The sequence below is a fragment of the Bdellovibrio sp. HCB290 genome, from assembly GCF_047305925.1.
Lineage (GTDB): Bacteria > Bdellovibrionota > Bdellovibrionia > Bdellovibrionales > Bdellovibrionaceae > Bdellovibrio.
This window is the reverse complement of record NZ_CP178620.1, coordinates 3290630-3310700: the sequence shown is the minus strand read 5'-3', so window position 1 is coordinate 3310700 and position 20071 is coordinate 3290630. Positions and strand designations below refer to the sequence as shown.

The window sequence follows — 20071 nt, the reverse complement described above, 5'->3', positions numbered from 1 at the left end:
TAAAAAAAGCCTGCGGGATGAGCGCAGGCTTCTTCGCGAGTTCTGAGTCAGGAAGATTACTCAGTGATTTTTTGAACGATGGCAGAGGATACTTTTGCCTTCGTCAACAATTCAGATCTGTAGGAAGCAGCTTCTTTGGAAGTTGCAAATTGACCTACGCTGACACGGTACCAAGTTTTACCTTTGATGTTTGCAGGCACATAGAATGCGCTGTAGCCCTTGGTTTTCAAGTCAGAAGCAAATTTTTGAGCTTCAGCTTCATCAGCGTAAGCGGCAACTTGCACTGTGAATTTGCCAACTGAGTATTGCGCAACATCTTTTGGCAAAGAAGAAGGAATACGTGTTTCCTCTTTTTTTGCAGGTACTGGAGCTGTGCGAGTTTGCGGAGCTTTTCCAGCAGCCAATTCTTTAGCAACAGATGAAGGTTCTTCTTTAGTAACCGTTTTAGCTGGAGCACCGTGTGCATCCACTTTTGCCTCGTGTGCAGTCGCTGCCGCCGGAGCTGCTGCGCCATGGGCTGCTGGAGCGTGCGCGGCTACCTCGCCGTGACCTTCACCGTGAGCTGCAGTAGTTGCAGCAGGAGTTTCGTCAGCAACAAACTCTTCAGCAAGTTTAGCAATTTCTTCGTCTGTCATTGCGCCAGATTTAGTTTCTGTAGCAGTTGCACCGTGCTCAGAAGCCACTTCGCGAGTTGCGCCGGCTTTTTGAGGCTCAAGTTGTGAAATCGTGTGTTGGTTGTCACTAAAGTTCTTGCCGGCAAACAGACCTACCGAAAAGGAAAGTAGAGAGATGAACAAAACTATCACTAGTTTTACAACCGTATCTGATTTCGCTGCCATTTTTTGAATCCTCATAGTGTTAAAACCCGCGTAAATGCTTAAGTTTCGGGCCCTTCCTTTGGCCTTACATCCATGGTAGCTTTAAGTCCTGGAATCGGTCAATCATCTGACGGTCCTGACTTAGGGGTTCAGCGTGGAAAACAGCGTAAAATCAAGGGATTGGAAGCAGGTCTTAGGTACGGCAATCAAAGCAGTCAGCTTAGGACGAGAAGTGCTTCTCAATTATTTCGGTAACTTAGAGCACATCGAACATAAATTCCAGGCTGGACTTGTGTCAGAGGCCGACAAAGAATCAGAGCGAGTCATCTCGGATTACTTAAAGAAAAATTTTCCTGACATAGAGTTCCTTGGCGAGGAATCCTTTGCTGCTGGGGCGAAAGTCCAGTGGGAAACGGCAGGAGCGCGCGGGCGTTGGATTCTGGATCCTTTGGATGGAACAACGAATTACATTCATCGCTTTCCGATTTTCTGTATCAGTTTGGGTTTGGAAATTAACGGACAGATTCAACTCGCAGTTATTGATGTGCCGATGCTTAACGAAACTTACACTGCGATTCGTGGTGAGGGCGCTTTCGTAAATGGTCGCAAACTTTCCATCACTAAAAACGACAAGCTCGAAGATGCCCTGCTGGCAACGGGTTTTGTGGCAGAACACGAACACGTGATTTCTGAACAACTGAAAATTTTCACTGATGTTGTTCGCAAAGTTCGTGGTGTACGCCGACCTGGTGCTGCAGCTTATGATTTGGCGCAAGTGGCTCGTGGAGTTTTTGACGGATATTGGGAAAGAAATATTCAGCCCTGGGATTCAGCTGCGGGAATTTTGTTGGTTGAAGAAGCTGGTGGAAGTGTGACAACTTACCGCGGAGACAAATACACTCCATACAAGAACTCCATCATCGCGGGACATCCGGCTATCGTAAAGCAGCTGCAAAGTGCACTGGCTCCGTATATCAGCAAGGAGACCAACTAAGTTTGGTATAGAGGTAAACATGAAGCAGCAAATTGTCGGCTACCTCGTTGATACAGAAAACCACTGGGTTGCAAAACTGGAGTGCGGGCATGTGCAACACGTACGGCATGATCCGCCGTGGATGGAGCGTGAGTGGGTCACGACTGTTGAAGGTCGTGAAGGTCATCTTGGGACTGAGTTTGAATGTAAAGTTTGTGATGAATTGGCTGAGCGCTTTTTAAAGGCGCTGGTTCCGAAGTTGCGTGCGACACTGAATGAATCTTATGAATCTGCCGGTATCAGCGGGCTCTGCGATGAAGGACGCTGGGAAGTGGCTCTGTCGTCATTGGAGACAGCGGCGATCGGAGAGATCCTGCAAGCCTCCTCTCGAAAGCTTGCTTAGAATTTTTTTACATTACGTCAGTGGTGAAAGTTCGCGTCGGGGAAGTTTGATCGGTTTTCATGACATTGAAGTAAATGCGACCGATCTCCCGACCATCTGTGGTTTCCACGCTGATGCGGCCTTCGCCAGATGTGTAATTCTGTTTGACTGAAAAACCGCGGAAACCTTCTTTACGACCACCAGAAATTCTCATGGGCACTTTGTCGGTACTGATCCAGCCCTGGCGCGGGTCTTTGTAATACCAATGCACAATAACGGAATCATCAAAACGGGCTGGTGAATAAATCTGAGCAAAGAAGTAAATTTTATCGCCAGGTTCTGCCAGGAATTCCTGATCGCCGGTTTTCCAGAATCTCCAGGATGGGTTTTCGTGAGACAGCAGATACTTGCCCTCTGATTTCTCGATGCCGTGATAGATGCCCATGTTTTGGACGGTCAGGGGTACCGGTGGAATCCAGCCGATGAAGTATAAAATTACAAATAGTCCCAGAACACTGAATCCAGGCATGGCCAGAGTTCTAAGAAGTATCTTCTTGTTTTCGACTTTTTTGTTCAGAAGTCTAAATGCTCCGTACACCACCGCACCGGTAAGCGCGATGGATGCCAGGAACGTAGTGATCCCAACAAAGCCTACCAGCACTGGAATTGTCATCGAGAAAAACGCAAAAAGACAGATCACATAGAGGCCGACTTTCAGATCCACCGCGGCTTTCTGTACACTTTTTAATTCGTTGGCAACCATGATACCCATCATGAGGCCGACAAACACGATCGAAGAAAAAATCGACGAACTTTTCAGGAAGAACAGAGAGTAGACACTCAGCAGACTTCCCAACAGGAAATGCACCGCCAGATTGCGATACTCCCAATATTTGTTGATGCGCGAGTTGATTTGTGTCAGGCCATGAGTGGAAAGGAAGTCGTAAAACAGAATCAGGCCGATGACTCCCAGATAGACAATTTGCTGAACGATGCTTAAGGGATCGTCCACATCTGAAAGGGTCAGGACGTCAAAAAGAAATCCGCCCAGGAAAAAGGCGATATCTACTTTGGCTTCATTTTTCTCGTAGTAATCCAGAAGACGTTGTTTCAATGTTGTCATGGATTCAATGTTATCCAAGGTGCTTCAGGAAATCCAATAAGAAAGCCTCCCTGAATCAGAGGGAGACTTTCCAGTTAAACTCATCCAGCACCTACGGGGATCAGTGGCTGAATTTTGACTTAATTGCATCAATACCGTGTTCTACTTTATCACCCATGCGGGCCATAAAGCTTTTTGCCTGGTCATCAGAGATATTGTATTGAGCCATTAAGGAATGAACTTTTTCTCGGGCAGCTTCTTTCGACATGCCGGTTTTATCACAGATCAGATTTACCAGATCGTCAGGACTTTTTAGGGCATCCTTGATCTGGGCTTCTGAAAGGTTCAGATTGGCGAACTGGCTTTTTAAAGCAGATGATAATTCGCCGTATTTCGATTGAAGGCCTCCCACGGATTGATTTGGTTGTTGGTTGTCCATAAAGAACTCCTTCCTATTTAAGGGCTTGGACCCACCACTATTATGAACCTGATCGCTGGCTGTCACCATGGACCTAGGTCTGTGACTGTCGACAAGCAGTCAAAGAAGCTTCGCCAATTCTTTGACTCCCGTCATAAAAATTTTGGATGGAAACATTTTCCGGGGAGGCAAAATTTGCCTGTAATCAAATATGTTGGACTGCAGGATTTGTGACTGGACCGAGGGCCTGTTGGCATTGCAGTTGCTTAGATGTTCCATGAGACCACTCCCATATTGTGGTCGTTCATCATGGAGGATGAATGGCAGAAGAAAATGCGCCAGCCGCAGAAGCAGCATCATCAGGCGGTTCAGGACAAAAGCCTATACTTCTCATTGCTTTGGCAGTGATCAATATGCTCATCGTCGCAGGCGTGGGCTTTATGCTTTATAAAGGCAAACAAAAAGAAGCCGCTGAGCCAAAGATTGAAGACGTGATTAAAGGTGAAGCCGAAACGCAACACAAAGAAGCTGCCGAAGAAAAAGAAGTCGTCGGTAAGGTTGTTCCGTTGGAAACATTCATCGTTAATTTGGCGGGCTCCAAAGGTCGTCGTGTCGCCAAAGTGAATATCGAGCTTGAACTGAAGGGCGATAAAGCCGCAGAAGAGATCGATAAGCGCAAAGCGCAAATTCGCGACATCATTATTATTATTCTTTCTTCCAAAACTTATGAAGAAGTCTCGACTCGTGAAGGTCGTGACAGCTTGAAGAATGAAATTAAAGACACGATTAACTCATTCCTGGTTCAAGGGAAGATTTCGAACGTGTTGTTTACTGAGTTCCTTTATAACTAAGGCAGGACTATGAATCAGGTTCTTTCACAAAGTGAAGTTGATGCGTTACTAGCCGCGGTTTCCGACGGGGATGTTGCATCTTCAGACGCACCGAAGTCCGACGATGGTGGTTCCGGTGGTGGCGGTAATGGCAAGGTCGAAGAACGTAAGATTATATCTTATGATTTGACCAGTCAGGACCGTATTATCCGTGGTCGCTTGCCCCAGTTGGAAGTTATCTACGAAAAATTCATGAGAGCCTTCCGTGTTTCCCTATCATCTGCTCTTCGCAAAATCGCGTCGATCACTTTGACGGGTACCGAGTTCCTGAAATTCGGCGAGTTCATCAATACATTGCCCATGCCAACGTGCATGTGCGTACTGCGTTTTGGTAATCTGCGCGGTTCGGCATTGTTCGTTATCGAAAGTAAACTGGCTTACGCATTAGTGGACAGTTTCTTTGGTGGTGCGGATCGTCCTTATACAAAAATTGACGGTAAGGATTTTACACCGATCGAACTTCAGATCGTGCAAAAGGTTGTGGGTCTGGCGATCAACGATCTTGAAACTGCCTGGGCTTCTGTTGAAAAAATCGGTTGCTCTTTTGTTCGTACCGAAGTGAATCCACAGTTCGTAGGTATCGTGCCTCCGACAGACGTGGTTATCGCATCCACGTTTGACGTGGAGCTTGAAAATGCATCAGGAACGGTTTCGATCGTTATTCCTTATGCGACAATTGAACCAATCAAACAAAAATTATCCACTGGTTTCCAGGTTGAATCTGACCAGACTGACAAGAAATTGTGGACTTCCACAATTCAGGAACAGCTTTTGGAAACAGATTTGGAAATCAAAGTGAACTTGGGTGAAACCGAGATCAAGCTTCGCGACATGATGGGTCTGAAAGTGGGGGATGTAATTCCTCTGGATCAGGATGCCACTGGTGAGTTCGAAGTTGAAGTTGAAGGCGTTAAAAAGTTTTTAGGTTATTACGGAATACATCATGGAACCGTGGCTGTCCAAGTGACTCGTCCGGTAATCAAGTAGGGGGATAAATGACAGACGATAAATTGGACGATTTGGCAGATCAGTTAATGGCGGAAGCTTCCGGAATGGCGGCTGAAGGTGCGGCTTCCAAAAAGGAATCCAGCGCGGGTTCTTTAACCAAAGACAGAAATCTGAATCTGATTTTGGACATTCCATTAAAAGTAACAGTGGAACTGGGCCGTACGAAAATGCCGGTCAGTGAACTTTTGAATCTGACTCAAGGTAGCGTTATTGAACTGAACAAATTGGCTGGTGAGCCAATGGAAGTATACGTGAACGACAAGTTGATCGCGCGCGGCGAGGCCGTGGTGGTGAATGAGAAGTTCGGTGTTCGTTTGACTGATATTATTTCTCCGGCTGAACGCGTAGAGCAGCTGAAGTAAGAGGTTTTTGATGAAGTGGATTCTTTCTCTTCTTTTTGTGATTTCCGTGACTGCCCAAGCGGCAGAGCAAGAGGCCCCTACCTCTGAGGCGGCTCCGGCTGCTGTGTCTGCGGAAGTTAATACTGAGACTGCGGCGACAGCCCCGGTTGCTGATGCAGTGGCGGCTAAAGATCTGCCTAAAGTTGACAACCGTAAAGAGTCAGAGATTCCACTTAATCTGGAAAAGCAAAAGAACTCTGCGGCGGATGGCTCCGGCTGGTTCCGCATTCTGTTGACTTTGTCTTTGCTGGGAGCTGTGGGCTGTGGCGCATTTATCTTTTTGCGCAAGTACTCGGTGCCAAAAGAAAGAAAACATCAAACGCAGATCAAGGTTTTGCAACAGCATTACCTTGGGCCTAAAAGAAGTTTGGCTATCGTTCGCGTTGCGGGCGAGTCCATTCTGATCGGTGTGACAGATCACAACATCTCTATGATCAAATCGTTGTCATTGATTGATGATGAAGTGCCTGAAGAGGCGCCAAAAAGTTTCGGTAAAGTTATGGGTTCGTTCGTTGAAGATCAAGAAGAGGAAACTGAAGAACCAGCAGCTCGTGTCAGCTTTAAAACCCGCGCAAAAGATCAGGATGCAGATGATGAGTTTGCGATCAGCGGTATTAAAGACATCGTTTCCAAACGTTTGAAAGGCATGAGGAATTTTCAGTGAATTTTAAGAAACTGACTCTGTGGAGTTTGATTCTGCTTCCGCTGGTGTTGTTGACGAGCTCACATGCGTTTGCGCAGGTAACTTTGCCAACGGTGAATTTGGGTTTTAAAACTTCAGAGAATCCAAATGAAGTAGTGAATGCAATTAAATTAGTTTTGATTATGACGGTGCTGACTTTGGCGCCGGCGATCCTGATCATGATGACGGGTTTTACCCGCATTATCATCGTCTTGTCTTTCCTTAGACAAGCGATGGGTGTGCAACAGATGCCACCGAATCAATTGTTGATCGGTTTGTCTTTGTTCTTAACTTTCTTTGTAATGCAACCGGCATTCAACGAGATCAACGTTAACGGTGTGCAGCCTTACTTAAAGGGTACGATCTCCCAGGATCAGGCTATTGAAAACTCCCTGGCTCCGCTGCGTAAGTTTATGTTCAACCAGACTCGTGATTCGGATCTGGCGTTGTTCGTAAAACTATCCAAGGTTGAAAAACCGAAGACCCGCGCGGAAGTTCCCACAATGGTTCTGGTTCCGGCGTTCGTGGTGTCTGAACTAAAAACGGCGTTCCAGATCGGATTTATCATATTCCTTCCGTTCCTGGTTATCGACATCGTTGCATCCAGCGTTTTGATGGCGATGGGTATGATGATGCTTCCGCCAATTGTGATTTCCTTGCCATTTAAAATTATGCTTTTCGTACTTGTCGACGGTTGGGGTTTGCTGATCGGTTCGATGGTAAAAAGTTTCGGTTGAGGTGAAACGTGACTGAAGATTTGGTTATTAAATTAGGTCAGGATGCTTTACGTACAACGGCAATGCTTGCAGCGCCCCTTTTAATCAGCACGCTGGTTGTGGGTTTGGCTGTCAGTATTTTCCAGGCATTGACTCAGATCAATGAGGCAACATTGACGTTCATTCCAAAAATGATCGTGGTTGCTGCGGTGATTGTTCTTGCGGGTCCGTGGATGATGGATGTTCTAACCAGCTACACATCGACTTTGATTGAAAATATCCCAGCGATGGTAAGGGAATAGATGCTTAATTGGGCGGCCTACACAGAAGGACAGCTTTTGCTATTTGCGCTGGTTTTCCTGCGCATGATTTCCTTTGTGGTGGCATCTGCCTTCTTTGGTTCTGAAACTATTCCCACGCCAGTTAAGATTTTGCTGTCGATTGTTCTGAGTGTTCTTCTGTTTCCGGTGGTTAAAATCGGCAACATCGACTACCTGGTTATCTCCAATGAAATCGTGTCCTTAGCGGTGCGTGAATTGATCGTGGGATTGTCACTGGGCTTTTTAACCCGGATCTTCTTTTTCATTGTCTCTATGGTGGGTGACCTGACTGCGATGAGCGTGGGTTTGTCTGCAGGTCAGATGTACAATCCACTACTTGGCACGACAGGGAATGCGCTTGAATCCTTTTACTCTACCTTGGGCACCCTCGTGTTTCTGGCAATTAACGGTCACCATATTCTGATCCGTGCCATCGTCGAAAGTTATACTTTGGTTCCTGTAAGTTCTATGAGTCTGAATATTGGTCCCTTTGGTGAGATTGCGGCGTTCGGACAAACGGCATTTATTTTAACAATCAAAATGTGTGCGCCAGTGTTGGTGACGATTCTGTTGGTCAATCTGGCGATGGGTATTTTGGGACGAGCAGTTCCCCAGATCAACGTCCTGGTTACGAGTATGCCAGTGACGATCATGATCGGTATGACAGTGGTTTTCATTTGTTTGCCATTAATGATTTTAGAGATGAACGGTCTGGTCGAAATCACGGCCACTGAACTGTTCAAAGTAATGAAAGCATTGTAGTATTTTAGAAGAGATGAAGTTCTAGGAAGGAACTAAGTGTCAGGGGAAAACGACAGCGAAAAAACCGAAGAGGCAACGGACGCCAGACGGGAAGACTTTCGCAAGCAAGGTAACGTCGCGCAATCCAAGGAGTTGGCTACAGCAGTATTGTTGTTGGCAGCTGCCGGTGGCGTGTATGCCTTGGGTCGCTTCTTTTTCAAAAATTTCTATGACCTGTTCCTTTATTCCTTCGGCCCTGATTTGGTTACTACCATTCGCACGGGCAACTTCACAGAGGCTCTTCGTATGAACGGAGAGAAGACATTGATTTTGATTGCTCCCGTTATGGGGATCGCTGGTTTGTTGGGTGCTGCATCGACAATTGCGCAAATCGGATTTTTGCAGGTTGAAGATGCATTGACTCCGGATCCGAACAAACTGAATCCCGTAGAAGGCATGAAGCGTATCATGAGTCTTCGCGCGGTGATGGAAGCGGTAAAAGGCATTCTTAAAATGGGTGCCATTGGTGTTGTTTTGTATTTCTTGTTACGTGGGGAAGTTCATCAGATTCCATACATGATGAGTTTCTCGATTGAACAAATCTGCACTTACATTGGCGCGATCGTCGCAAAGCTTTTGGGTGGGGTTGGTGGAATCATGCTGGTACTTGCGGGTGCCGACTACTTCTATCAACGCTGGGACCTTGAAAAGAAAATGATGATGACCAAACAGGAAGTGAAAGAAGAGCACAAGCAGCGCGAGGGTGATCCCATGGTCAAATCGCGCATTCGTCGTATCCAAAGGGAAATGGCCTCCAAGCGTATGATGGCTGATGTCCCGACGGCCGACGTTGTGATCACGAATCCGACGCATATTGCGGTTGTTCTGAAGTATTCAGACAACCTGCCGGCACCTCAGGTGGTGGCAATGGGCGCTGACTTTGTTGCAGAAAAGATCAAGGAAATTGCCAGAGAGAACAACATTCCCATCGTGGAAAACAAGCCTCTGGCCCGAACGATCTTTAAGACCATGAAAATTGGTCAAGTGATTCCACGGGATTTGTTTGTCGCGGTGGCGGAAGTGCTTTCATATGTTTATCGTTTGCGTAGGAAGAAAAGATAATGAACGACATTTTTCAATTTCTTAAGAGATTCGAGAAGATTACTAAGAATACCGACTTGTTCATTGCATTCGGTATCTTGGCGATTTTGGCGGTAATGATTATTCCATTGCCACCGGCAATTCTGGATATCTCCCTGACGTTCTCATTGGCGATCAGTATTTTGATCTTGCTTGTAAGTATCTATACCGAACGCGCACTTGATTTTACATCTTTCCCATCACTTCTTTTGATGACGACCTTGTTTCGGTTGTCTCTGAATGTGGCGACAACCCGTTTGATCCTGACTCACGGTCACGAAGGTGAGCAGGCAGCCGGTCACGTTATCGCCTCGTTCGCGAACTTCGTTGTCGGTGGAAATTACGTCATCGGTTTCATCATGTTTGCAATCCTGATCGTCATCAACTTCATGGTAATCACCAAGGGTTCTGGACGCGTAGCCGAAGTCGCTGCACGTTTCACCTTGGATGCGATGCCAGGTAAGCAGATGTCGATTGATGCGGAATTGAATTCCGGTCACATCACAGAAGCTGAAGCCCGTAAACGCCGTAAGCAAATCGAACAGGAAGCTGACTTTTTCGGTTCCATGGACGGTGCTTCGAAGTTCGTACGTGGTGATGCCATCGCGGGTATTATTATTACATTGATCAATATCATTGGTGGTTTGGGTATCGGGGTGATCCAAAAAGGTTTGGATGTCGGTACCGCTGCAAAGTACTACACGATGTTGACGATCGGTGACGGCTTGCTGGCACAGATCCCGGCACTTATCATTTCTACCGCTGCCGGTATGATCGTAACCCGCACATCCAACTCTGACAAAGACATGGGTGAAGAGGTTACCAGCCAACTTTTGGTCAATCCACGTGCTGTCATGGTGTCCGGTGGCGTACTAATCCTTATGGGGTTGGTACCAGGACTTCCAACAGTTCCTTTCTTGTTGATGGGTGGTCTGTTGTGCGGAACTTCCTGGGTTCTTAAGAAGTACAAAGCTGAAACTGTTGCTGCAGAAAAGAAAGCTTTGGAAACGCAAGCCGTTGCTCCGAAAAAAGAAAACATCGAAAGCATGCTTCCAGTCGATATGGTCGAATTGGAAGTGGGTTATGGTTTGATCAGTATCGTCGAATCTGATCAAAGCGGTGATTTGCTTGAGCGTATCGTCAGTATCCGTAAGCAGTTTGCGTTGGATTTGGGGATCGTTGTTCCAAGTATTCACATTCGTGACAACTTGCAATTGGCGCCGGGCGAGTATCGTTTGATGATCAAAGGCAACAAAGTTGGTGGCGGTATGCTTCGTCCTGACGCGATGTTAGCGATGGATCCAGGAAACGTTACTGAAAATATCGATGGTATTAAAACCAAGGAGCCGGCGTTCGGGTTGGATGCTCTTTGGATTTCTCCGAATCGCAAAGAAGATGCCGAGATCGCTGGTTACACAGTGGTGGACTTGCCAACAGTTATGGCCACTCACTTGACCGAGATCATCCGCTCTCACGCTCACGAACTGTTGGGTCGTCAGGAAGCGGCATCATTGGTGGAAAACTTCAAGAAGTCTCATCCGAAAGTGGTGGAAGAACTTATTCCGGATCTTATGTCCCTGGGGTCAGTGGTTCGTGTTATGCAAGGGCTGCTTAAAGAGCAGGTCTCTATTCGTAACTTGTTGACCATCTTTGAAACACTGGCTGATGAAGCTCCACGCACTAAAGATATTGAAGTGTTGACCGAAGCTGTTCGCAGATCTTTGGCTCGTGGAATCACTGCAAAATATACTACGGAGCAAGGTAACATCCCGGTGATGACATTGCATCCGGTAATCGAGGAACTTGTTGCCAACTCTCTTCTGCAAACAGAGCAGGGTGTTCAGTTGGTAATGGATCCAAACACAGCTCATCGCCTGATCAACGAGATCGCGCGCGCTGTGGAAAATCATCCGGAAGTGGCAAGTCAGCCGATTCTGCTGACCAGCCCGACTTCCCGTCGACATATTTACAAACTGACTTCGCGTTTTATTCCTCAGCTGGTTGTGCTTTCGCACAATGAGTTGACGTCAGACGCGGATGTTCAATCGGTTGCCCTAGTGGAGATGAGCCATGCAGGTTAAGAAATTTGAAGCACGTACAATGAAAGAAGCTCTGGAGATGGTTAAATCCCAATTGGGACCTGACGCCATCATCCTCTCTGCCCGCGACAACAACAAAAGCTTTGGCTTGGTCGGCGAGGGCAGCGTGGAGATCACGGCCGCGGTTTCCGAGGAAACTCTTCAAAAGAAGAAGTTTGCAGAGTCCCGTTTGCGTGAACAGGATCGCGAAAGATTCCAGGCAAGCACAGCTCGCCAACAAAAAGAATTGATCCACAAGATGGTTGAAAAGCATGTGCAAAAAAGCCAGGCTCCCGCACCCATTACGCAACGCCGTTACATCGATATCGAAGATGAAAACGAATACGCGCGTCAGCAAAAGATGTCCGAAGAGCGGGTAAAAAATGCGGCACAAAGAGCCCTGCACGCATTCCAGGAACAAGAACAAAATTTCCAACCCAAAAAATCAGCTCCAGCTCCAGCACCAGCACAACCAGCTCCAGGGGTATCGGTCAAGTCTGCACCCGCGCGACCTGCCGCTGACACCGCGGAAATCCTGGCTTTGAAAAATGAAATTGCCTCCCTTAAACAGGTGATCACGCATTTCCAGCAAATGCCGCAAACTTTCGTGGGCGGGCATCCGGGTGCTGACTACGGTATCTCCTATGATTTAAGTTCAATTTTCGAAAAACTGACCCGCTCTGGTATGGCTCCGGAAATCGCGGCGGACATCCTGACTCAGGCGCAGGAAACTTTGCCGCCGTTGAAATTGAAGAACAAAGCCTTGGCGGAAGCATTCGTTGCTCGCCATGTTTTGGATGCCATCAAGATTTCCCAAAATCCCACAGCAGGTAAAATTCATTGTTTCGTGGGACCTGCAGGCGCCGGTAAAACATCGGCTCTGATAAAAATGGCCAGCCATATGGTGGTTCGCGAGCGTAAGAAGGTTGCGATCTTCACGACCGATACCTTCAAAGTGGGCGCTGCTGATCAAATGAAGATCTATGCACAAATCCTGAATGTTCCGTTTTCTGTGATCCGCTCGCAAAATGACTGGAGCAATCTGATGCGCTATCTGGCGAATGTGGATTGCGTGTTGGTGGATTTCACGGGCTTAAGCTTGAAGAGCAATGAAGAGATTCACATGTTGCGCAGTCTTTTGCCACCTCAGGCTTTGAATGCCAATATTCATTTAACTATGTCGTCGAATACAAAGGATGCTGATGCTATCGAGTTGGGTCGTCGTTACTCTGTGATGGGCTATAAGGATGTGATCTTCACGTCTTTGGATGAGTCAACACAGCACGGAACGATCTACAACTTTATGAAGCGCTTTGATATCCCACTTCATTCATTTGGTATTGGTTCCCGTGTTCCGGAGGATTTTGAGTTCGCAACCAAAGAGCGTTTGTTGGATTTGATTTTTAATATTACCAGATTTAAACAACAGGATTCTGAGGCTGTATGAGTCGTCTAAATACCTTCGATCTCTATCGTACAAGAACGATCAGTATTACCTCCGGAAAAGGTGGCGTGGGTAAAACCACATTGGTCGCTAATATGGCGTTAAGCCTGGCGCAAAAAGGCAAAAAGGTTTTGATCCTGGATGGTGATTTGGGAATGGCGAACGTGGATATCATGTTCGGCGTAAAAAGCCAGGGCAGCATTCACGACATTCTTGCCGGTCGTAAGGAAATGAAAGACATCCTGATGGAAGTTTCCAAAGATGTTTTTTTGATTCCGGGTGGCAGCGGAGTAGTTGAATTCAACAACCTGAATCACTTCGAAAGACGTGCGATGGTTGAAGCGATTAGCTCACTGCCAATGGGATTCGACTTCCTGTTGATCGATACGGCACCAGGGATTGCTGAAAACGTTTTATTTCTGAACTCTGCAGCGCAATCAGTAAGTGTCGTAATCACACCGGATCCCTCCAGCTTTGCCGATGCCTATGCATTGATCAAAGTTTTGAACAAAAATTATAAAGTGAACCACTTCTCGATCATCTGTAATCAGGTGCGCGATGAAGAAGAAGGTCTTGGCTTGTACAAACGATTCAACGATGTCGTGAATCGCTTCCTGTACATAGGTCTTGATTACTGGGGCTCAGTTCCAAACGATGCAGTTTTAAGAAAAGCAACTCAAATGCAGCGTCTCATTGTGAGACACGATGTCGGTGCGGAATCATCCAAGGCGATTCGTCAAATATCTGCTCAAATAGAAAACTCCTCGAAGCTAATTGAAGCTAATGGAGGAATGCAGATGTTTTGGGATCAAGTGGTAGGGGTCGCATAAGCGAACAACTGGTCCGATACAGAATTGGACTTTCAGCACACTTGGGTGTTTGTTAACATAGACTTCAAGAGGGATAAATATGGGGAAAAATGCGGCTTTGTTGAAGAAGTACAAGGATGAGCCACGTCAGCTCGCGCCGACTAAAAAAGACGATCTTATTAGAGAGTACGCTCCACTTATTAAATTTATCGCTCAGAAAATCGCCGTTAGACTTCCTTCTAACATCGAATTGGATGACTTGATTTCAGCAGGGGTTATCGGTTTGATGGATGCCATCGAAAAATACGATTCCACTCGCGACAATAAATTTAAAACTTACGCTGAATTCCGTATCCGCGGTGCCATCCTGGATGAGCTTCGTGCTCAGGACTGGGTACCACGTTCAATCCGTGACAAGGCAAAACTTTTGGATCGCACAATGGTTCAATTGGAAGCTGACTTGGGCCGTGCCGCTACGGACGAAGAAGTCGCTAAAGCCCTCAACGTGAATATCGATGAATTCCATGATCTGGTAAATCAGGTTCGCCCGGTGAGCTTGTTGCCAATCGATCAGGCGACTACTTTCAGTAACACAGACAAAAAATCCATCATGGATATTTTGGAAGGTTCCCGCACGAACAGCCCTTTCAACCAATTGAATGTGAAAAACATCAAAGAGGTTGTGGCAACGGCGATCGAAGAACTTCCAGAAAGACAACGCTTGGTTCTTTCTTTGTACTACTACGAAGATTTGAATCTTAAGGAAATCGGTCAGGTTCTAAGAGTGACAGAATCCCGCGTCTCCCAACTTCACGCTCAGGCAGTAACCCGCCTTCGTGCCAAGCTAGCAGCCACCATCGGCGCCGGCGAACTCGAAGTCGCTTAATTGTTCTAAAAAATTCTATCAAACCGAAAAACCGCCAGGCCACCACCAGGCGGTTTTTTTATGCCTCCTCACTCCTCCTCCGCACCGCCGCTGGGGGAGCTGGGGGTATCGGTCATGGCCGGTCCTCGTCTGCTTATCGGATTCAATGCACCTCATACATCCCAAACCCCCGGCACGTAACGGTCCATTCCCTGCACAGTGCTCCTCGCGACTATTCCCGGGGGTATCGGTCATGCGGCAATCGCGACAACAAACATTTACAACGATTTACAACAATCTTTCCTACGGAGGCACACTTCGTCGTTCCTCCAAAGGGAGAGGGGCTCGGCCACTGTCCTCCAAAGATCCGATTCACTTAGTTTTTAAAGTGAACAAGTTTGTGGTGAAGAGGGGGCTTCGTTCACCACGCAACTTTGCTTTGATGACTGCACTGATGAAGAAGTACTCTGCAAAATTCTATGTGGGAGTCGAACAGTTTTCCATTCAACGTGATCATGTGCACATCCTCTTGCGGGGAAGTCGGCGCTCGAGGATTCAAAGTTTTCTAAGAGTGGTGGCTGGGCAGTTTGCGCAAACCCTGACCGATACCTTCACGAAGCGGAGGGAGGGGGCGAGTGTTTGGTTGTACCGTCCGTTTACCCGGGTGGTGAAGGGATATAAGGGCTATCAGACTGTGCGGAATTACATTCAGTTGAATGAGAAAGAGGCATTGGGGCGTCCGTATTCCAAAACACGTCTACGTGGTTTAAGTGAGGAGCAACTGCGGGAACTTTGGACATGACCGATACCCCCGGGGCGAGTAAAAAACGCGACATGACCGATACCCCCTAGTGGGGCGTGTGGGGGATGGACTGGACTTTTGGGTAAAGGGAGCAGTGGTGTGTTGGGTGGCAGAGAAAGTGTATTTTTCGTGAAGGGTGGTATGATGGTGGTGTTGATAGGAGGCTTTTATGAGAACTCCGATTATGATTTTAGCGATGCTTTTTGTTTCGGGCAGCGTATCCTGGGCGGCGCCGATGCCTTCTCATTCAGATGAGCTGATAAACGAGTATAGCAACTCTCCTGAAGCGCAGCGAGCTTCACGTGCGCCTAATGGAATGTTTAAACGACCCGGTGTGATGCCTTGTCCTGATCAGTCTCAGATCACGAAAATGAATGATCTCGCAAAACTTGAAAACCATAGTAAGGATTGCAAGCCTTCTTCGGGAGGAGCCCTTCGTATAGATCAGGATCAACCGGATGGCGAGGTTCGGGGATCTGAGGTTCCATCCCAATTCCACTAAGGTGGGGCTTTGGATTTTTGTTCTGCAAGAAACTTGGAGTATGTCCGGAAACCATTTGAATGTGAGTGAGTGGTTTCCGCATCGCTCCGGTAGTATTAGATACATGAAAACAGTAATTCAAATAATCACAATCTTAGCAGGCTTCTTCTTAATCCTTCAAGCAACCGCAGCACAGGCCTCCATGGCGGCCTACCGGGTGAACTGGCGCTCAGCCGGTCTTGAAAAATTGAACACTGACGTGATTTATCACCACGATGCTAAACCTGAAGTCGACGTTCAGGAAGTGCAGTTAAGTTGGGTGGAGCGAGTTAAAAAAATGAATTGTAAATTCAAAAGCCAATTGGCGTTGGATGATTTCAAAGGGCAGACTCAGAATAAGGTAAAAATGGTAGCGAACTTGGAGTGGCAATTCTAAGGGTGCCGACCTACTCGTCGTCTTCCTCTCCATCTTCTTCCATTTTTGATTTGATCTTTTTCATGAGGCGAGCCTCCATCTGACGGACGGCTTCGCGAGTGATCCCGTACTTTTCGCCAATTTCCTGCAATGTCAAAGGCTCGTCATTCAAGATGCGCTCATCCAGAATAATCTTTTCGCGGTCAGACAGTTCCGGGCGGATCTGTTCGATTGTACTTTTAAGAATTTCCAGTTGTTCCTGCTTGGCAAGCTGTTCATCCGGAGGCAGTTGGTCACCCGGGCCTTTTTGTAGATCCCCGAAGCTGGTTCCGGAGTCTTCATCCACAGGTTTATCCAAGCTGACATCACGACCGGTCATACGCATGGCCATGTCGCGAACTTCCTCTTCCGGAATTCCCAATCGAGAACTGATCAAAGCTGTGGTGGGTTCGATACCCATGGCATCCAAGGCGTTCTTTTCTTTTTGCAGTTGATAGAAAAGTTTTCTTTGATTTTGAGTCGTACCAATTCGCACCATCGAATACTGGCGCATCAGATATTCCTGAATGTAACCTTTGATCCACCACACGGCATATGTGATCAGGCGGGCACCCTTGTAGGGATTGAATTCGCGAACCGCGTGCATCAACCCCACGTTGCCTTCCTGAATAAGATCGATCATCTTTGCACCAAACTTGGAGTACTCAGCAGCAACCTTGACGACGAAGCGAAGATTGGCTTTGACCAACGCTTGGGCCGCTTCAGGATCTTTGGTTTCAAAATACTTTTTGGCGAGAGCTTGTTCTTCTTCCTTGGTCAGGACCCGATACTTGCGAATTTCATTTAAGTAAATCGCCAAAGGGTCGGAGGAGGTCAGTGCTTTGGAGGTGTCGATAACAGGAAGTTTGATGTTTTCTTCAGGTTCGATAACATCAATGTCGTCATCGTGTGAAGAGGGGACTGCGTAGGCTTTGTCGGCTTCGGCATGATCCATGTCGGAAGCCGATTCGTCATCAACGATTTCTGCAACAACATTTTTAGGTTCAACGGCAGCCTTGGCTGATTTTTTAGGCGCAGGTTTTTTGGAGCTGGCTTCCTTGGAAGCAGCCGTAACCTTTTTGTCTTTCAACGTACTTGAAGATTTCGCCTTGGTTTTTGCCATACAACCTTTTTAAGCCCCAGAAAATTTGTTCCCAAGGAACAGGCTTAACTTAAGCCAGATACTTGGCGAGCTTTCTTTCCAAAGTCTCCTGAACTTTACCTTTGAACGGAGTCAGCATCAATGGCAGATCCACGGTCACTGACACCTTACTGCCATTGCCCGCAGCGGCAACATTCATGTCCGCTTTGAACTGGGAGCCGTTCATTTTGCAACTCATCGTTCCATCACTGAAATCGCACTTCAATTTGGGATCGAATTTACGAATATCAAGGTCGTTTGCTAAAAATTCTTTGATTTTCTTGTAGGCTTCCGGCGCGGGGTGAGAGGAATCGTGATTAATCGTGAACTTAGGCATTGTTAGGTCCTTTCTACGTACTGCTTGCTCTATGAGTTGTTTCGCAATGCTCAGTGCAAGTATATAGCGGGGGTTTGGGGGATGGGAAGGGTTTAGGCTCCGAGCTTTACTAGGCTTTGGCCGCGCTTAAGCTGGTGCGTTGGGTTTTGACCTTCGTTTCAGGAAATGAGAGTATTTCTGGATGCTTGGGATGAATCCGGGCGTTCTTTCCTTTGATAAGGGCTTTCCATGAAATTTGTTAAGGATCTAAAGAGAACTGATTATTGCGGCAAAATGACGGCTGCTAATGTTGGACAAAAAGTTGTGGTGATGGGTTGGGTCGATGTGCGACGCGATCACGGGAACTTGGTGTTCATTGATTTGCGCGATCGCGAAGGCATCGTTCAAGTAGTTCTGGATCCGAATAAAGCTGAAACTGCAGCTTCAAAAAATCTGCGTGGTGAGTTCGTTATAGCTGTTGAAGGTATCGTGCGCGCGCGCCCTGACGGCATGAAGAATACAAAAATCAAAACGGGCGAGATTGAAATCGAAGCCACTCGTTGCGAAATTCTAAATGAATCTGCAGTTCCACCGTTCCAAGCGGGTGACAACAACGTGAACGAAATGCTGCGTTTGAAGTACCGCTATTTGGATTTGCGTACGGAGCGTTTGCAATCACACCTGATCACTCGTCATAAAGTGGCGCAAGTGGTTCGTCGTTTCTTGTCTGACAATGGATTCCTTGAAGTGGAAACTCCGATTCTTTACAAATCCACTCCGGAAGGTGCCCGTGACTATTTGGTTCCTTCACGTGTGAACCAGGGAACTTTCTATGCGTTGCCTCAGTCTCCGCAAACTTTGAAACAGCTTTTGATGATTGGCGGCTACGATCGTTATTTCCAAATCGCCCGTTGCTTCCGTGACGAAGACTTGCGTGCGGACCGTCAGCCAGAGTTTTCGCAAATCGATATGGAAATGTCTTTCATTGATCAGGAAGACATCATGGCGATGAATGAAAAAATGTTGCGCATGATCTGGAAAGAGATCAAAGGCATCGATGTGGGTGAGATCCCGCGCATGACTTACCAGGATGCGATGGACCGTTACGGTATCGATAAGCCAGACACACGTTTCGGTATGGAGATCAAAGATTTGAAATCCATCGTGACAGGTTCCGGTTTTAAAGTATTCGACGATGCATTGGCTCGTGGTGCGATTGTCCGTGGTATCGCGGTTCCAAAAGGTGGCGCTTACTCTCGTGGTCAATTCGATAAGCTGACAGATATGGCGAAACGTGCGGGTGCAAAAGGTTTGGTTTGGATCAAATCTGAAGCTGACGGCACATTGACTTCTCCAGTGTCCAAGTTCTTCACGCCTGAAAAATTGGCCGAGATCTTCGCAGCAACTGGCGCACAAAAAGGCGACTGTGCCTTGATCGTCGGTGATGATTTCGATATCGCTTGCGCGGCTCTATCGACATTGCGTTTGCACTTGGGTAAAGAGCTGAATCTTATCGACACTAAAACTTACAAATTCTTGTGGGTTGTGGACTTCCCATTGCTTGAGTACTCTCCGGATGAAAAGCGCTGGGTCGCTCGTCACCATCCATTCACGTCTCCAAAAGACGAATCATTTGATGATTTGTTGGGTACGAATGAAGAAGCTTATGGCAAGATTTTGGCAAAAGCCTATGACCTTGTTTGTAACGGTTACGAAATGGGTGGCGGATCTATCCGTATCTATCGCAACGAAATTCAACAGGCCATGTTCCGTCTGTTGGGCATGAGTAAAGAAGAGACTGAACACAAGTTTGGATTCTTCCTGGAAGCTTTGAAATACGGAACACCTCCGCATGGTGGCATTGCCTGGGGTCTGGATCGTCTGGTTATGCTTCTCTGTGAAACGGATGCTATTCGCGAAGTTATCGCATTCCCGAAAACGGCGAAGGCGACTGACTTGATGGCAGACTGCCCAAGCGAAGTTAAAAACGATCAGTTGGCAGAGGTGGGTGTTCGTCTAAGCGCACTTGCTGAAAAAACTCTGGCTGATAAAGCCAAAGAGGGCAAGAGCGAGGCTTAAACGGCCGGATC

General features: G+C 47.1%; 23 protein-coding genes. 18 read left to right on the top strand and 5 right to left on the bottom strand.

Annotation, left to right across the window (positions count from 1 at the left end; translation table 11 throughout):
- Window positions 1–56: 56 nt before the first annotated feature.
- Window positions 57–839 (bottom strand): SPOR domain-containing protein, encoded by a 783-nt coding sequence (locus ACLVWU_RS16150; RefSeq protein ID WP_413575918.1) that lies wholly within the window; start codon window positions 837–839, stop codon window positions 57–59.
- A gap of 133 nt (window positions 840–972) precedes the next feature.
- Between ACLVWU_RS16150 and ACLVWU_RS16145 the strand changes: the two genes are divergently transcribed.
- Window positions 973–1812 carry an inositol monophosphatase family protein gene (locus ACLVWU_RS16145; protein ID WP_413575917.1) on the top strand — a complete coding sequence of 280 codons (840 nt, stop codon included), beginning with the start codon at window positions 973–975 and terminating at the stop codon, window positions 1810–1812.
- A gap of 19 nt (window positions 1813–1831) precedes the next feature.
- The gene (locus ACLVWU_RS16140; protein WP_413575916.1) at window positions 1832–2194 is read left to right on the top strand and encodes a DUF3565 domain-containing protein; all 363 of its coding nucleotides are present in this window, start codon (window positions 1832–1834) and stop codon (window positions 2192–2194) included.
- Window positions 2195–2201: 7 nt separating this feature from the next.
- Here ACLVWU_RS16140 and ACLVWU_RS16135 read toward each other — a convergent pair whose 3' ends face one another.
- A complete protein-coding gene (locus ACLVWU_RS16135) occupies window positions 2202–3296 on the bottom strand; it encodes a DUF2914 domain-containing protein (RefSeq protein ID WP_413575915.1) in 1095 nt (364 codons plus the stop codon).
- Between the two features lie 100 nt (window positions 3297–3396).
- Window positions 3397–3714, bottom strand: coding sequence for a hypothetical protein (locus ACLVWU_RS16130; protein WP_413575914.1), 318 nt, complete (start codon window positions 3712–3714; stop codon window positions 3397–3399).
- 299 nt (window positions 3715–4013) lie between these two features.
- Here ACLVWU_RS16130 and fliL point away from each other — a divergent pair, with 299 nt between their 5' ends.
- The 15 genes from fliL to ACLVWU_RS16055 all read left to right on the top strand — a co-directional run bounded on the left by fliL (window position 4014) and on the right by ACLVWU_RS16055 (window position 16506).
- Window positions 4014–4544 carry a flagellar basal body-associated protein FliL gene (gene fliL / locus ACLVWU_RS16125; protein ID WP_413575913.1) on the top strand — a complete coding sequence of 177 codons (531 nt, stop codon included), beginning with the start codon at window positions 4014–4016 and terminating at the stop codon, window positions 4542–4544.
- A 9-nt stretch (window positions 4545–4553) separates the two neighbouring features.
- Complete coding sequence (gene fliM / locus ACLVWU_RS16120) at window positions 4554–5570, top strand: flagellar motor switch protein FliM (RefSeq protein ID WP_413575912.1); 1017 nt, start codon at window positions 4554–4556, stop codon at window positions 5568–5570.
- 8 nt (window positions 5571–5578) lie between these two features.
- Window positions 5579–5953: a flagellar motor switch protein FliN gene (fliN, locus tag ACLVWU_RS16115; protein WP_413575911.1), complete on the top strand. Its 375-nt coding sequence runs from the start codon at window positions 5579–5581 to the stop codon at window positions 5951–5953.
- A gap of 10 nt (window positions 5954–5963) precedes the next feature.
- A complete protein-coding gene (locus tag ACLVWU_RS16110) occupies window positions 5964–6656 on the top strand; it encodes a FliO/MopB family protein (RefSeq protein ID WP_413575910.1) in 693 nt (230 codons plus the stop codon).
- On the top strand, window positions 6653–7411 hold the full coding sequence (fliP, locus tag ACLVWU_RS16105) for a flagellar type III secretion system pore protein FliP (RefSeq protein ID WP_413575909.1): 759 nt from the start codon (window positions 6653–6655) through the stop codon (window positions 7409–7411). The genes ACLVWU_RS16110 and fliP overlap by 4 nt, the downstream gene beginning before the upstream one ends.
- A gap of 8 nt (window positions 7412–7419) precedes the next feature.
- Window positions 7420–7692 (top strand): flagellar biosynthesis protein FliQ, encoded by a 273-nt coding sequence (fliQ, locus tag ACLVWU_RS16100; RefSeq protein WP_413575908.1) that lies wholly within the window; start codon window positions 7420–7422, stop codon window positions 7690–7692.
- Window positions 7693–8472: a flagellar biosynthetic protein FliR gene (gene fliR, locus ACLVWU_RS16095; protein WP_413575907.1), complete on the top strand. Its 780-nt coding sequence runs from the start codon at window positions 7693–7695 to the stop codon at window positions 8470–8472.
- A 36-nt stretch (window positions 8473–8508) separates the two neighbouring features.
- Entirely contained in the window at window positions 8509–9573 is a 1065-nt protein-coding gene (gene flhB / locus ACLVWU_RS16090) for a flagellar biosynthesis protein FlhB (RefSeq protein ID WP_413575906.1), read from the top strand.
- The gene (flhA, locus tag ACLVWU_RS16085; RefSeq protein WP_413575905.1) at window positions 9573–11672 is read left to right on the top strand and encodes a flagellar biosynthesis protein FlhA; all 2100 of its coding nucleotides are present in this window, start codon (window positions 9573–9575) and stop codon (window positions 11670–11672) included. The genes flhB and flhA overlap by 1 nt, the downstream gene beginning before the upstream one ends.
- Complete coding sequence (flhF, locus tag ACLVWU_RS16080; RefSeq protein ID WP_413575904.1) at window positions 11662–13116, top strand: flagellar biosynthesis protein FlhF; 1455 nt, start codon at window positions 11662–11664, stop codon at window positions 13114–13116. Before flhA ends, flhF begins: the two co-directional genes overlap by 11 nt.
- The gene (locus ACLVWU_RS16075) at window positions 13113–13943 is read left to right on the top strand and encodes a MinD/ParA family protein (protein ID WP_413575903.1); all 831 of its coding nucleotides are present in this window, start codon (window positions 13113–13115) and stop codon (window positions 13941–13943) included. Before flhF ends, ACLVWU_RS16075 begins: the two co-directional genes overlap by 4 nt.
- A 79-nt stretch (window positions 13944–14022) precedes the next feature.
- Complete coding sequence (locus tag ACLVWU_RS16070) at window positions 14023–14808, top strand: FliA/WhiG family RNA polymerase sigma factor (RefSeq protein ID WP_413575902.1); 786 nt, start codon at window positions 14023–14025, stop codon at window positions 14806–14808.
- Window positions 14809–15040: 232 nt separating this feature from the next.
- Entirely contained in the window at window positions 15041–15589 is a 549-nt protein-coding gene (locus tag ACLVWU_RS16065; protein WP_413575901.1) for a transposase, read from the top strand.
- A gap of 169 nt (window positions 15590–15758) precedes the next feature.
- Window positions 15759–16091: a hypothetical protein gene (locus ACLVWU_RS16060; protein ID WP_413575900.1), complete on the top strand. Its 333-nt coding sequence runs from the start codon at window positions 15759–15761 to the stop codon at window positions 16089–16091.
- A 103-nt stretch (window positions 16092–16194) separates the two neighbouring features.
- The gene (locus ACLVWU_RS16055) at window positions 16195–16506 is read left to right on the top strand and encodes a hypothetical protein (RefSeq protein WP_413575899.1); all 312 of its coding nucleotides are present in this window, start codon (window positions 16195–16197) and stop codon (window positions 16504–16506) included.
- A 10-nt stretch (window positions 16507–16516) separates the two neighbouring features.
- Here ACLVWU_RS16055 and ACLVWU_RS16050 read toward each other — a convergent pair whose 3' ends face one another.
- Together ACLVWU_RS16050 and ACLVWU_RS16045 are read right to left on the bottom strand one after the other, a co-directional pair.
- Window positions 16517–17647: an RNA polymerase sigma factor RpoD/SigA gene (locus ACLVWU_RS16050; RefSeq protein WP_413575898.1), complete on the bottom strand. Its 1131-nt coding sequence runs from the start codon at window positions 17645–17647 to the stop codon at window positions 16517–16519.
- A 49-nt stretch (window positions 17648–17696) separates the two neighbouring features.
- Window positions 17697–18002 carry a polyhydroxyalkanoic acid system family protein gene (locus ACLVWU_RS16045; RefSeq protein WP_413575897.1) on the bottom strand — a complete coding sequence of 102 codons (306 nt, stop codon included), beginning with the start codon at window positions 18000–18002 and terminating at the stop codon, window positions 17697–17699.
- Window positions 18003–18230: 228 nt separating this feature from the next.
- Between ACLVWU_RS16045 and aspS the strand changes: the two genes are divergently transcribed.
- Window positions 18231–20060, top strand: coding sequence for an aspartate--tRNA ligase (gene aspS, locus ACLVWU_RS16040; RefSeq protein ID WP_413575896.1), 1830 nt, complete (start codon window positions 18231–18233; stop codon window positions 20058–20060).
- Window positions 20061–20071: the final 11 nt, after the last annotated feature.